The following is a 13,812-nucleotide window of genomic DNA, read 5'->3' on the forward strand; positions in this document are numbered from 1 at the left end:
TGGGGGTTGCCGGCCAGCGGCCGGCACTACCCGTTTCCGCTTTGCGGAAACAGAAACGCGCCCCGGGGGGCGCGCTTCTGCAGCTGACGCTGGAAAGAAGGCTTACGCCTTCTTTTCCGCTTCCAGCTGCTTGCGGATCTGCGCATCCACCGCCGCAATGGCGGTCATGTTCAGGATCCTGCGCGAGGTCGCGCTGGTGGTCAGGATATGCACCGGCTTGTTCACGCCCATCAGGATCGGGCCGATCGCCACGCCGTCGGTGAACACACGCACCAGGTTGTAGGCGATGTTGGCCGCTTCCAGGTTCGGCAGCACGAACAGGTTGGCTCGACCCTGCAGGGTCGAGCCCGGCAGCAGCTTCTGGCGCAGCGCTTCGTCCCACGCGGTGTCGCCCTGCATCTCGCCGTCCACGTTCAGACGCGGGTTGCGCTTGAGCAGCAGCTCGCGTACCTGGCGCATCTTCAGCGCGTCCTTCGAATCGTGGCTGCCGAAGTTGGAGTGCGACAGCAGCGCCACCTTCGGCTCGATGCCGAACAGCTTCATGCGGTAGGCCGCCTGCAGGGTCGCTTCGCACAGCTGCTCGGCGGTCGGGTCTTCCTGCACGTGGGTATCGACGAAGAAGAACACGCCCTGCTGGTTGATCACGCCGGTCATCGCCGAGGTCGAGGTGACCTTCGGCTCCAGCGGCAGCACGCTGCGCACGTAACCCAGCTTCTTGTGGAAGCGGCCGACGATGCCGGTCAGCATCGCATCGGCTTCGCCACGGGCCACCATCACTGCAGCGATCAGGGTCGGGCGCGAACGCATCAGGTTCTTCGCCGCGGCCACGGTCACGCCACGACGGCCGGTCAGGCCGTGGTAGTACTGCCAGTACTCGTTGAAGCGCGGGTCGTCGTTGATGTTGGTGACTTCAACGTTCTCGCCGATCCTCAGGCGCAGGCCGAGGCGCTCGATGCGCGACTCGATCACTTCCGGGCGACCGATCAGGATCGGGTGCGCCAGGCCGTCATCGACCACGTTCTGCACCGCCTGCAGCACCACTTCCTCTTCGCCCTCGGCATACACAACGCGCTGCTTGTCGCTGCGCGCGCGGTCGTAGACCGGCTTCATCATCAGGCTGGTGCGGTAGACGAACTGGGCCAGCTTGTCGCGGTAAGCGCCCATGTCGTCGATCGGGCGCGAGGCCACGCCCGAGTCCATCGCGGCCTGGGCCACGGCGGCCGACAGCTCCACCAGCAGGCGGCGGTCGAACGGGCGCGGGATCAGGTATTCACGGCCGAAGCTCGGCGTCTCGCCACCGTAGGCCGAGCCCATGTCGGTGGCCGCACGACGCGCCAGCGCCGCAATGGCGCGCACGCAGGCGATCTTCATTTCCTCGTTGATCGCGGTCGCGCCCACGTCCAGCGCACCACGGAACAGGTACGGGAAGCACAGCACGTTGTTGACCTGGTTCGGGTAGTCCGAACGGCCGGTGCCGATGATCGCATCCGGACGGGCGGCGCGCGCCAGTTCCGGCATGATTTCCGGAGTCGGGTTGGCCAGCGCGAAGATCACCGGATCCGGCGCCATGGTCTTGACCATGTCGGCAGTCAGGATGCCCGGCGCCGACAGGCCCAGGAAGATGTCCGCGCCGTCGACGATCTCGGCCAGGGTGCGCTTGTCGGTGTCGCGCGCATAGCGCTGCTTTTCCGGGTCCAGGTCGGTACGACCGGTGTGGATCACGCCCTCGCGGTCGAAGGCCAGGATGTTCTCCGGCTTCAGGCCCAGCTGCACCAGCATGTTCACGCAGGAAATGCCGGCCGCGCCCATGCCCGTGGTCGCCAGCTTCACTTCCTCGATCTTCTTGCCGGTGATCGCCATGGCGTTGAGCACCGCTGCGCCGACGATGATCGCCGTGCCGTGCTGGTCGTCATGGAACACCGGGATCTTCATGCGCTCGCGCAGCTTGCGCTCGACCACGAAGCATTCCGGCGCCTTGATGTCTTCCAGGTTGATGCCGCCGAAGGTCGGCTCCAGCGAGGCGATGATGTCGACCAGCTTGTCCGGGTCGGTTTCATCCACTTCGATGTCGAACACATCGATGCCGGCGAACTTCTGGAACAGCACACCCTTGCCTTCCATCACCGGCTTGCCGGCCAGCGCGCCGATGTTGCCCAGGCCCAGCACCGCGGTGCCGTTGGAGATCACCGCCACCAGGTTGCCGCGGGCGGTCAGCTCGCTGGCCTGCTGCGGGTCGGCCTTGATCGCTTCACAGGCGTACGCCACGCCCGGCGAATACGCCAGCGACAGGTCGCGCTGGGTCAGCATGGGCTTGGTAGCGGAAACCTTGATCTTTCCCGGCGGGGACATCCGGTGGTAATCGAGGGCGGCCTGTTTGAAATCTTCGTTGGACATCGATGTGGGTTACATGAATGGGCAGAAGGGACAGGGGATGATACCCCCGTTGGAGCGTCTGGACCTGTCGCTATCCTGTCGCAGGCATGCTGCGACCGCACAATTCCGTGCCGTATGCGACGGTACCGCGACACCTGCTTCGGTGCGTCCCATGACAGCCATGGGACGCCTTGAAACGCCGCGGGGCCGTACCACTGTCGTGATCGGCCCCGCGGTACCACACACTTGGATCAGCCCCTGGCCGGCAGCGCCTCGGGCACGGCATCGATCAGCGGCGGCAGTTCGCTTTCGCGGCCGTCCAGCGCCAGCTTCAGGCGGTTGCGGTCCAGCGCCCCCTCCCAGCGCGAGACCACCACCGTGGCCACGGCATTGCCGATGAAGTTGGTCAGCGAGCGGCATTCGCTCATGAAGCGGTCCACGCCCAGGATCAGCGCCATGCCGGCCACCGGCACCTCCGGCACCACGGCCAAGGTGGCGGCCAGGGTGATGAAGCCGGCGCCGGTGACGCCGGCCGCGCCCTTGGAGCTGAGCATGGCGACCAGCAGCAGGGCAATCTGATGGCCCAGGGTCAGTTCGGTGTTGGTGGCCTGGGCGATGAACAGCGCCGCCAGGGTCATGTAGATGTTGGTGCCGTCCAGGTTGAACGAGTAGCCGGTCGGGACCACCAGGCCCACCACCGACTTGCTGCAGCCGGCGCGTTCCATCTTCTCCATCAGCGACGGCAGCGCCGACTCCGACGAGGAGGTGCCCAGCACCAGCAGCAGTTCGGCCTTCAGGTAGCGCGCCAGCTTGAACACCGAGAAGCCGCACAGGCGGCAGACCAGGCCCAGGATGACCGCCACGAACAGGAAGGCGGTGAGGTAGAACGAACCCACCAGCCAGGCCAGGTTGATCAGCGAGCCAACGCCGTACTTGCCGATGGTGAAGGCGATTGCGCCGAAGGCACCGATCGGCGCGGCCTTCATCAGGATGTGGACCAGCTTGAACACCGGGGCGACCAGCGCCTCCAGGAAGTTCACGATCGGCTTGCCCTTCTCGCCCACCGATGCCAGCGCGATGCCGAACAGCACGGCCACGAACAGCACCTGCAGGATGTTGCCATCGACGAACGCGCTGAGCAGCGTCTTCGGGATGATGTCCATCAGGAAGCCGACCAGGGTCAGGTCATGCGACTTCTCGACGTAGCTGTGCACCGCGGTCTGGTCCAGCTCGGCCGGGTTGATGTTCATGCCGGCGCCGGGCTGCACCACGTGCGCCACGATCATGCCGACGATCAGCGCCAGCGTGGAGAAGAACAGGAAGTACGCCATCGCCTTGGCGAATACGCGGCCCACCGTGCGCAGGTGGGTCATGCCGGCGATGCCGGTGACGATGGTCAGGAAGATCACCGGTGCGATGATCATCTTCACCAGGTTGATGAAGGCATCGCCGAGCGGCTTCATCTTCTCGCCGATCAACGGTTCGTAGTGGCCGAGGATGGCGCCCAGGACGATCGCCACGATCACCTGGAAGTACAGCTGGCGATAGATCGGCAACGGCTTTGCAGGCACCGGTGCTGCGGTCGGGATGTGCATGGCGGACTCCGGAAGGGGCGTTTTCAGGCACGTACGGCCCCGGGACTGCACGGGAACCGTTACCGTGGAAACTGACCGCAGGCCCTGTGCAGCACGCGCAGGGGGTGCGACCAATGGACGCCTTTGTACGCGCCGGGCACGCTGGCGCAGATAACCTATTGGTACTAGCCCCCCGGTTCAGGTGGCCGCGGTGCCTACACTGGCGCCGCACCGCCCGATCACGGGGAGGCCGGTGGCCCGAGCTGAACGGCCGGGCGCGTCATTGCGAAAGTTCCGGCCCTTGCGGCCGTTGTTGTCCTGTCCACACGCAATCTGAGAGAGCCGCACCCAACATGCGCCCGATTCCCACCTTGCTGGCCCTGTCGCTGGCCGCGCTTCCCGCCTTCGCTTCGGCTGCCGATTTCGACAACTGGCCGACCAAGTACGCCTTCGGCGACGGCACCGAGCTGGCCGCTACCGCCAACATCGCCTACGACTACAACGATTTCTCCTCGGGCAGTGGCCTTGAGGACGACGACGCCGTGCGCCGCAAGGAGTTCGGAGCGACGCTGAAGAAGAAGGGCGTCTACGACGCGATGGTCTATTACGACTTCCAGTCCGATACCTGGCTGGACGTGTTCGTGCGCTTCGAAAGCAAGGCCTTCTTCGGCCGCGACATCGGCCGCTTCCGCTTCGGCTACATGAAGACCCCGGTCGGCCTGGACGCGAACACGTCCTCGCGCGCCGGCAGCTTCCTGGAAACCGCACTGCCGGTGCAGGCCTTCTACGCTGGCCGCCGCACGGGTGTGGAATGGGTGCTTGAGCGCCCGCAGTACCTGCTGCAGGCCGGCGCCTATGGCGGCAAGGACCTGCAGGGTGACAACCCGGGCACCACCCAGGCCGTGCGTGCGGTGTGGACCCCGGTGAAGGCGCCGGGTGACGTGATCCACCTGGGCCTGGCCTACTCGCAGGAAAATCCGCGCGGTTACAGCGATGGCCGCGACGTGCACCACGAGGCCAGCGCGCGCCTGCGCGCACGTCCGGAAGCCGGCCTGACCGACATCCGCTATGTCGATTCCGGCGCGCTGGTCACCGCCGACCAGATCCGCCGCACCGGCCTGGAAGGCATCTGGATCCGCGGCCCGTTCTCGCTGCAGGCCGAAGCCCTGCGCGCCACGGTCACCCGCAATGACGGCAAGCCCGACTACACCGGCAGCGGCCAGTACGCGATGGCGAGCTGGGTGCTGACCGGCGAATCGCGCCCGTACAACGCCGGTGCGGTGGCCAACATCAAGCCGGCGCACGACTACGGCGCGGTGGAACTGGTGGCCCGTTACAGCCGCATGGACCTCGACGATGGCAGCATCCTCGGCGGCCGCCAGCACGACCTCACTCTGGGTGCGAACTGGTACCTGACCAGCCACTTCAAGTTCCAGGCCAACTACGTCAAGGTCGACGCCAGCCGTCGCGGCGTGCACAGCACGCCGGAGATCTTCGAACTGCGCGCGCAGATGCACTTCTGACCCCTTCCACGTCAGATCCCGGCGGGCGTGTACGCCACGCCCGCCGGCCCTGCGTAGACTGCCGCCATGTACTGGCTCAGCCGCCACCGGATGCTGTTGCTGACCATCGCGGTGATGGTCGGCGGCACCGTGCTGTGTGCGGTCGCCGCCGGCCACTACGCCTGGCGGCGCGCCCTCGGCGAGGAAAGCAGCCAGGTACAACGCCAGCTGCAGTTGTATGGCCAGGGCCTGCAGCAGCGCATCGACCGCTTCGGCACCTTGCCGCAGGTACTGGCACTGGATCCGGATCTGCTGCACGCGCTGCGCGTACCGCCCTCGCCCACCGAACGGCAGCGGCTGAACCTCAAGCTGCAACGCGCCAATGAAGTCACCCGTGCCTCGACCCTGACCCTGGTCGGCCACGATGGCGTGGCGGTGGCGGCGAGCAACTGGGACCAGCCGACCACCAACGTCGGTGAGAACTACAGCTATCGTCCCTATTACCGCCAGGCGCTGGCCCAGGGCCGCGGCCGCTTCTACGGCATCGGCATGACCACCGGCGTGCCCGGCTACTACCTGTCGCAGGCCATCGAGGAAGACGGCAAGCGGCTCGGCGTGGTGGTGATCAAGGTCGAGCTGTCGGCACTGGAGCAGGAGTGGCTGAGCAGCCCTGACGTGGTGCTGGCCAGCGACGACCACGACGTGGTGTTCCTGGCCAACCGTGACAGCTGGCGCTACCGCCTGCTGCGCCCACTGGGCGCCGATGAGCGCCGCGAGATGCTGGACGCCCGCCAGTACGCCGATCGCACCCTGCAGCCACTGCGCGCACGTACCGAGGATGTACTGGCCGATGGCGGCCGCATGGTGCGCCTGCTGGATCCGGCATTGCCGCAGCCGATGCTGTGGCAGAGCCTTGCGCTGCCGGCCGAAGACTGGAACCTGCACCTGCTGCACGACGCCAGTGCCGCCACCGCCGCCGGCCGTGCGGCCGCGCTTACCGGAGGTGCTGCGTGGCTGGCGCTGGGCTTCCTGGTGCTGTTCGTGCAGCAGCGCCGGCGCCTGGCCAAGCATCGCCTGCGCAGCCGCCGCGAGCTGGAAACCCTGCTCAAGCAGCATGCACAGGAACTGCGCACCGCACAGGATGGCCTGCTGCAGGCCGCCACCGATGCCGACAGCGGCCTAAGCCGCAGCCTTGAACACCTGCCGCAGGGCGTGGTGGTGATCGACCGGGACCTGCGTCTGGTCGCATGGAATTCGCGCTACCTGGAACTGTTCCGTTTCCCGCTGGACCTGGTGCGCGTGGGGCGGCCCATCGAGGAACTGTTCCGCTTCAACGCACGCCGTGGCCTGCTCGGTCCCGGCCCGGTCGACGAGGCCATCGAGCGTCGCCTCAACCACCTGCGCAGCGGCCGTCCGCACATGCGCGAAAGTGAGAAGGACGACGGTACGGTGCTGGAGATACGCGGCAACCCGCTGCCCGACGGCGGTTTCGTCACCAGCTACGCCGACATCACCAGCTACAAGAATGCTGCACGCGAACTGCGCTCGCTGGCCGATGCACTGGAACACCGCATCGCCGAACGTACCCACGACCTGGACGAAGCACGCCGCGAGGCCGAACAGGCCAACCGCTACAAGACCCGCTTCGTCGCCTCGGCCGTGCACGACTTGCTGCAACCGCTCAACGCAGCGCGCATGTTCGTCTCGGTGCTGCGCGGCAAGCTGAGCGACCCGGCGCAGCAGCAGACCAGCGATCACATCGACGCTGCATTGGCCGCGCAGGATGCGATCCTCAACAGTCTGCTGGATATCGCGCGGCTGGAATCGGGCAGCCTGCCGACCCGTGTGCAGGCGTTCCGGCTCGGGCCGCTGCTGCAGACACTGGCGCGCGAATTCGGCATCGCCGCGCAGTCACGTGGCCTGGTGGTGGACTGGGTCGATACCGATGCGGTGGTGGTCAGCGATGAAGCGCTGCTGCGCCGCATCCTGCAGAATTTCCTGTCCAACGCGCTGCGCTACAGCGAGCGCGGTCGCGTGCTTCTGGGCTGCCGTCGCCGCGAAGGCCTGCTGTGGATCGAAGTGCACGACCAGGGCCCCGGCATTCCCGATGCGCTGCAGGGCGAGATCTTCGAGGAATTCCGCCGCCTGCACGACGGCCAGCAGCGCGGTGCGGGCCTTGGCCTGGCCATCGTCGACCGCATCGGCCGCCTGCTCGGACATCCGATCCGGCTGCGCTCGCAGCTGGGCCAGGGCAGCGTGTTCGCCGTGGGCGTGCCGTTCGGCGACGCGGGCGCGATTCCCGCCACCGCGCCCGCCCCGGTGCTGGCGCAGGAACCGGCGGCGGACAACCCGCTGCGAGGGCGCCGGGTGTGGGTGATCGATGACGATCCGCACGTGTGCGCGGCCAGCCGCGCGCTGCTGGAGCGCTGGGGCTGCGAGGTGCTGCTGGCCGATGGCCCGCAGGCCGCACTGCAGTTGGCCACGACGGCAACCGTGCCAGAGCTGGTGCTGCTGGACGTGCGCATGGGCGATCACCACGGGCCGGTGCTGTACGAGACATTGGCAGAGCTGTGGCGGGCCCGGCCACCAGTGGTGCTGGTCACCGCCGAGCGCGATGCGGGATTGCGTGAGATGGCCGCCGAGCGTGGCTGGGGAATGATTGCCAAGCCGGTGAAACCGCCGGCGCTGCGGGCGCTGATGAGTCAGTTGCTGGTGCGGTATCGCGGGTGACAGTTGTCACCTTTGGAATGGCGGCACACACGATGGGGATCCGCTTACCGGATGCGCTTGAGGCCACATGCTGGCCCCTCGCGGCAAGGCGTGGCACTGTAGCAAGGCATTCCACCTGCTTGATGCACCATGATCAACGGCCCTCGCGAACGTCTTGAACGCTATCTGCTGGCACGTTCTCGGCATCCAGCGTGGCAGATCGTCGCTGCACGCCGGGCACCACTGATGCTCAGCTGCCTGCAGACGCTGTTCGAGGGCAGTTCGGACGGCGTTCCGGTCGAGGACGCGCAGACGGCCCTGGCCGACCTGTTCAGCGCCCACGCCGGCAACAGCGAACTGGACATCCAAGGGGATCCCGCAGCAGTCGCACGGCGTGAACTACGCGACTGGATTCGGCGCTCGCTGGTGATTGAACGCGAGAGTCGGCTGCACGCCACCGATGCACTGGAAAGCGCGCTTCGCTTCATCGGTTCATTGGAAGGACGGATCATGACCTCCACGGCCTCGCGCTTGGCGGTAGTGCAGCGCGAGATCGAGCATCTGGATGCGCGATTGAATAGCGACCCGGAAGCCCGCGCGATACAATTGCGTCAGCAGATCAAAACACTGCAGGATGAACTGACACGCGCCGAGGCCGGGCATGTCGAAGTGGCCAGCGCACAGGAAGCCAGCGAGGCGATCCGTGAACTGTACACCCTCGCCGTCGGCCTGCGCGCAGACTTCCGGCGCGTGGAAGACTCCTGGCGCGAGGCCGATCAGCGTCTGCGTCACGACATCGTCGCCGAAGGCAATCATCGCGGCGCGATCCTGCAGACCTTCCTGGATGGCCATGACGAACTCCTCCAGACTCCAGAAGGACGGGTATTCCAGACCTTCCACCTGCAACTGCGCGATGACGTCGAATTGCATGCCATGCAGCGGCGCCTGCGCAGGATCCTGGAGCACGAGGGCGCGCGCAATGCCCTGAATCCACCACAGGAAACCGAACTGCGACTACTGGTGTTGCGCCTGGTGAAGGAATCAGCCGTCGTGATCCGCACTCGCTCGCGCAGCGAGCGCGATGTTCGTGGGTTCCTGCGCACCGGCGTGGCCGCCGAACACAACCGCGTGGGCCAGTTGCTGAATGACGTGTTCCAAGCGGCGCAGCATGTCGATTGGTCGCGCCAGTCCGAACGACGCGCTCACTCGCCGTTGCCTCCAATCGCCTTCTCCTGCGGTGGTCTGCCCTTAGTCGAGCGCCTGCGCTGCAAGGACCTGGATACAGAAACGCGCCGCGAGCTGGCGCTGGAGCGCCGCGCCGCCGACATCACCGAGGTAGAACCGGACTTCTGGGACGCGCTTGATGGCCTCGATCGGGAAGCACTGGTGCACGACACACTCGACTGGGTTCGCGAGGCCGGCACACCGGTGTCGCTTGTCGAACTGGCTGCGGCACTACCGCCCACGCATGATCTGGAGAGCCTGGCGGTATGGATCGGCATGGCACGCGAAGCCGCCAGTGACTTCACTGGCGACACCGAGCAGCTGAATGTGCTGGCCCGCGATGGTGGCACGCTGCGCTTCACAGTGCCGCACGTCCGGCTGGATCCGGATGCCTTGAACGACTTCGCGTGGGAACCATGACTCAAGCATCCAGCTCATTCCCGTTTTCCGATAGCGAGGCTCTGATGCCCTCCGTTCCCGATCCGACCCCAGCGCCGTCGACCACACTCCCCTTGGACACGCTGGTGCGGCAAGCTCTGCTTGAACTGCTCCGCCACGGCCTTGTGGACGGTGCAAAGCCCAATCTGTACCAGATTGTGCTGAGCCAGGCGGATACCATCCGTGCGGTGCTGGCCAACCTCGACCTCGACGTCCGCATCGATGACATCCGTGGACTGGCCTATCTGGTCGTGGCCGATGGCGGCGATGACTTGGATGAGTGGTCACACCCGCTGGTACGCAAGCAGCGTCTAACCCTGGAACAGTCGCTGCTGGTGGCGATCCTGCGCCAGCAGTTCATTGCCCACGAAATTGAGTCGGGCGTCGGCGCCCTCCCCCCACAGCTGGATATCGATGACCTGCTGCCGCATCTGCAGGCCTACCTGGGTTTCCTCGGCAGCGACCAGCAGGAGCGCAAGCGGCTGTTGGCACTACTGGAACAACTCAAAGGCCATGGATTGGTATCGGACATCGACGAGCAGGAACGCGTCACCATCCGTCCGATCATTGTCCACCTTGCCAACCCGGAAAACCTGCAGGCCCTGCTGCAGGCCATGAGCGACGCTGCCGATCGCGCGGGTGAATCCGCTGACAACAATGCGCGGGAGGAGGCATGAGCGACTCATCCCTGCTGCCCAGCAGCGTCCTGACCGATCTGGACCTGTACAACTGGGGGCCATTCGAAGGGCGCCACAGCGCATGCATGGACCTGGCCGGCACCGCCATCATAGGCCCGACGGGCAGTGGCAAGACCACCCTGATCGACGCGCTGATGACGCTGCTGGTGGCCGCGCCCCGATATAACCTTGCCTCCACTGGCGGACACGAGAGTGACCGCGATCTGGTGTCCTATGTACGGGGTGTGTCTGGTGCCGGCAACGACAGCAGCGATACCGCCCACATCGGTCGCCCGGGCGCCGTGGTCAGCGCGATCGCTGCGCGATTCAGCGACGGTGCGTCCACCGTCCGCGTCGGCGCCGTGTTCTGGTTCGATGGCACCAGTTCTGCGCTGGCCGACCTGAAAAGGCGCTGGCTGTTCTGCCTCTCCGACGAACCCGGACTGGACGCCTGGCTGGAAGCACATCGCGATGGCAGCGCACGAGGCCTGAAGGAACTGGAACGCCAGGTCCCAGGCGTGAAGGTCTATGAAACAAAGCAGACGTTCCTGTCCCGGCTGCGCAGCCATTTCGAGGTGGGTGAGAACGCCTTTTCGCTGCTCAACCGTGCCGCCGGACTCAAGCAGCTCAACAGCATCGACGAGGTGTTCCGCGAACTGGTGTTGGATGACCGTTCCGGCTTCGAAGGCGCGCGCGCGGTGGCGGACGAGTTCACGGTGCTGGTTGGCATCCGCGCCGAACTGGAAACCGCGCGCCGGCAGCGCGACGCGCTGCTGCCGGTGGAGCGCACCTGGAAGGACTACCAGGCGGTGCAGGCCGAGAACCAAGCGGCCCAGGAACTGCAGTCGCTGCTGCCGGTTTGGTATGCGGAGCGTAGGCACGACCTGTGGTCAGCATGGTTGACAGAGCTGCAGCAGCAGCGCACGGAGGTGCAACGGCAGCAACAGCAGGCCGAGCAGGACATCGCGCAGGCGCGCGAGCGGGAAACCCAGCTGCAGGCCATCTACATTGGCAGTGGCGGCGCCCAACTGGAAGTGCTCCGGCAACGCATCGACGCACAGCAGGTGCTGTTGGACCAGAAGCGCGAGCGGGCCGCACACTACCGTCAGATCGCCGCCGGACTGGATCTCCCGGTCCCTACGGATGATGCGACATGGCATGACAACCAACGAGCGCTGGCCGAACTGCGCGACGTCCAGACACAGGCATCCCAGCAACAGCGCAGTGCCGCTTGGGAGGCCGGCGCACGCTGGCAGGCGCTGGACAACGACCGGCAGAGGCTGGCCGCCGAACTGGCGCAGGCACGCCGCCATACCACGTCCAATGTCCCGGTAGCCCAGCAGATGTTTCGCCTCGAGATGGCCAATCATCTGCAACTGGACGAGAACGACCTTCCCTTTCTAGCCGAACAGGTGCAGGTCCTACCTGAGCATGCGCAATGGCGCGGCGCGATCGAGCGTGCCTTGGGCAGCGACCGCCTGCGCCTGATCGTGCCAGCGGCACGATTCGCGCAGGCCTTGGCCTGGATCAACAGCCGGGACAACAAGCTACATGTGCGCCTGCTAGATGCGCAACCATCCGCACGGGCACCCTCGTTCTTCGCTGACGGGTTCGCGCGCATGCTGGAGTACGCCCCCGGCCCGCACCGCGACGCCGTGAAGGCCTTGGTCTCAGGAAAGGATCGCCATTGCGTAGCCGACACACAGGCGCTACACCGCACAGCACATGCGATGACCGTGCAGGGCGGTCTCTCCGGAAGTGGCGGACGATTCGAAAAACAGGACCAGAAGCCACTGGACCGCGACTGGATGACCGGTTTCGATAACCGTGACCGGGTGCAGCAGCTGGAGCGATCAGTGCGCGAAAATGCCGAGGACACTGCCAGGGCAGACACTATAAAGCACGACGCGGTCCAGTGTGCCGAGACCACCGAGCGTGGCCTGCAGCTGATCACCCAGTTGCAAGCGATGCGTCTGGAGGACTTCGATCATGGCCGGATTGAACAGGAACTGCAGCACCTGATTTCCCAGCTGCAAGAGCTGACGTCCCCCAGCTCCAAGATTGAACACGCGCGCCTGGCCCTGGAAGCAGCCCAGGCGCATACGCGGATGAAGCTGGATGAACGCGCGGCCTTGACCGCCTCATCCGCGCAGTTCGAGAAGGACATCGCCGCAGCTGCGCAGCAGATGGACGCAGCTCGCACCAGTATCCAGGCGCCACTGGACAGTCAGCAACGGCAACGTGCAGCTGCTTACTTCACCGCTCCCCTGGCTGCCGATCCACACGCGTTGGATGCCCAGGAGCGTGTCGCCAGCCAGCGTATGGCCGATGAGGTCAAACGCAGTTCGACACGCCTGAACACCCTGACCCAGGCGCTCCTGCGCGAGCTGGCCGCCGCCAAGGCGCAAGATACCGGTGCGCTGAGCGAGGCCGGGATCAGCGTGGAGGATGTTCCGGCCTATCGCGCCCGATTGACCACCTTGGTGGAAGAAGCCCTGCCCGAGCGGCTGAGCCGCTTCCTGGACTACCTGAACCAGTCCTCCGACCAGGGCGTCACTCAACTCCTCAGCCAAGTGGACATCGAAGTTGCACAGATCGAAGAGCGCATCCACGCGCTCAATACCACGCTGTGCCGGGTCGACTTCCAGCAGGACCGCTATCTGCAACTTGAGCCCCAGCGCGTGGAGCACGAGTCATTACGCACATTGCAGAAGGCACGGCAGTACCTGCGAGCGGCACAGTTGAAGGACGACGAAGGCGAAGCCCACTATGAAGCGTTGGCGCAGGTCGTCGCGCTGCTGCGCGACGCCGCCGAACGGCGCAAGACCCAGGGCGCGCTGGCTCTGCTCGACCCGCGCTACCGCCTGCGTTTCGCAGTGCTGGTCTGCGAGCGCGGCAGCGGACGCATCATTGAAAAGCGGACCAGTTCCCAAGGAGGCAGCGGTGGTGAGAAAGAGATCATCGCCAGTTACGTACTGACGGCATCGCTGAGCTACGCACTGTGCCCATTGGGCAATGAACGCCCTCTGTTCGCCACCGTGGTGCTGGACGAAGCGTTCTCCAAGAGCTCGCACGCGGTGGCCGGCCGCATTGTGCGGGCACTTCACGAATTCGGCCTGCACCCGTTGTTCGTTACCCCGAACAAGGAACTTCGCCTGCTGCGCAACCATACGCGTTCGGCCATCGTGGTCCACCGGCGGGGCCGCCAATCGACCCTGACATCGCTGAGTTGGCAGGCGCTGGAGGATCACGCCCAGGTACGGCGGGCCGCAGAGTCCCTCCGCAGATGAAAACGCCTGAACAGATTAGCCTCTT

At 65.8% G+C, this 13,812-nt stretch carries 7 protein-coding genes; 5 read left to right on the plus strand and 2 right to left on the minus strand.

Features of this window, described 5'->3' with window-relative positions; translation table 11 throughout:
* Positions 1-102: 102 nt before the first annotated feature.
* On the minus strand, positions 103-2,394 hold the full coding sequence (locus ACSYAO_RS18170) for an NADP-dependent malic enzyme (protein WP_049463649.1): 2,292 nt from the start codon (positions 2,392-2,394) through the stop codon (positions 103-105).
* A 230-nt stretch (positions 2,395-2,624) separates the two neighbouring features.
* Entirely contained in the window at positions 2,625-3,968 is a 1,344-nt protein-coding gene (locus ACSYAO_RS18175; protein ID WP_049398388.1) for a dicarboxylate/amino acid:cation symporter, read from the minus strand.
* 332 nt (positions 3,969-4,300) lie between these two features.
* Here ACSYAO_RS18175 and ACSYAO_RS18180 point away from each other — a divergent pair, with 332 nt between their 5' ends.
* From ACSYAO_RS18180 to ACSYAO_RS18200, 5 genes are all read left to right on the plus strand, one after another.
* Positions 4,301-5,470: an OprO/OprP family phosphate-selective porin gene (locus ACSYAO_RS18180; protein ID WP_049463650.1), complete on the plus strand. Its 1,170-nt coding sequence runs from the start codon at positions 4,301-4,303 to the stop codon at positions 5,468-5,470.
* A 66-nt stretch (positions 5,471-5,536) separates the two neighbouring features.
* Positions 5,537-8,179 carry a hybrid sensor histidine kinase/response regulator gene (locus ACSYAO_RS18185; RefSeq protein ID WP_049463651.1) on the plus strand — a complete coding sequence of 881 codons (2,643 nt, stop codon included), beginning with the start codon at positions 5,537-5,539 and terminating at the stop codon, positions 8,177-8,179.
* A gap of 129 nt (positions 8,180-8,308) precedes the next feature.
* Complete coding sequence (locus ACSYAO_RS18190; protein ID WP_049463652.1) at positions 8,309-9,802, plus strand: DUF3375 family protein; 1,494 nt, start codon at positions 8,309-8,311, stop codon at positions 9,800-9,802.
* A complete protein-coding gene (locus ACSYAO_RS18195) occupies positions 9,799-10,497 on the plus strand; it encodes a DUF4194 domain-containing protein (RefSeq protein ID WP_049463653.1) in 699 nt (232 codons plus the stop codon). Before ACSYAO_RS18190 ends, ACSYAO_RS18195 begins: the two co-directional genes overlap by 4 nt.
* Positions 10,494-13,787: an ATP-binding protein gene (locus tag ACSYAO_RS18200; protein ID WP_049463654.1), complete on the plus strand. Its 3,294-nt coding sequence runs from the start codon at positions 10,494-10,496 to the stop codon at positions 13,785-13,787. Before ACSYAO_RS18195 ends, ACSYAO_RS18200 begins: the two co-directional genes overlap by 4 nt.
* Positions 13,788-13,812: the final 25 nt, after the last annotated feature.

This window comes from Stenotrophomonas sp. STK16_22, from assembly GCF_051984505.1.
Taxonomy (GTDB): domain Bacteria; phylum Pseudomonadota; class Gammaproteobacteria; order Xanthomonadales; family Xanthomonadaceae; genus Stenotrophomonas; species Stenotrophomonas maltophilia_A.

What these genes read in the sequence shown, in the direction of transcription:
- ACSYAO_RS18170 (WP_049463649.1), bottom strand. Translation starts at nt 2,394, where the DNA reads ATGTCCAACGAAGATTTCAAACAGGCCGCCCTCGATTACCACCGGATG.
- ACSYAO_RS18175 (WP_049398388.1), bottom strand. Translation starts at nt 3,968, where the DNA reads ATGCACATCCCGACCGCAGCACCGGTGCCTGCAAAGCCGTTGCCGATC.
- ACSYAO_RS18180 (WP_049463650.1), top strand. Translation starts at nt 4,301, where the DNA reads ATGCGCCCGATTCCCACCTTGCTGGCCCTGTCGCTGGCCGCGCTTCCC.
- ACSYAO_RS18185 (WP_049463651.1), top strand. Translation starts at nt 5,537, where the DNA reads ATGTACTGGCTCAGCCGCCACCGGATGCTGTTGCTGACCATCGCGGTG.
- ACSYAO_RS18190 (WP_049463652.1), top strand. Translation starts at nt 8,309, where the DNA reads ATGATCAACGGCCCTCGCGAACGTCTTGAACGCTATCTGCTGGCACGT.
- ACSYAO_RS18195 (WP_049463653.1), top strand. Translation starts at nt 9,799, where the DNA reads ATGACTCAAGCATCCAGCTCATTCCCGTTTTCCGATAGCGAGGCTCTG.
- ACSYAO_RS18200 (WP_049463654.1), top strand. Translation starts at nt 10,494, where the DNA reads ATGAGCGACTCATCCCTGCTGCCCAGCAGCGTCCTGACCGATCTGGAC.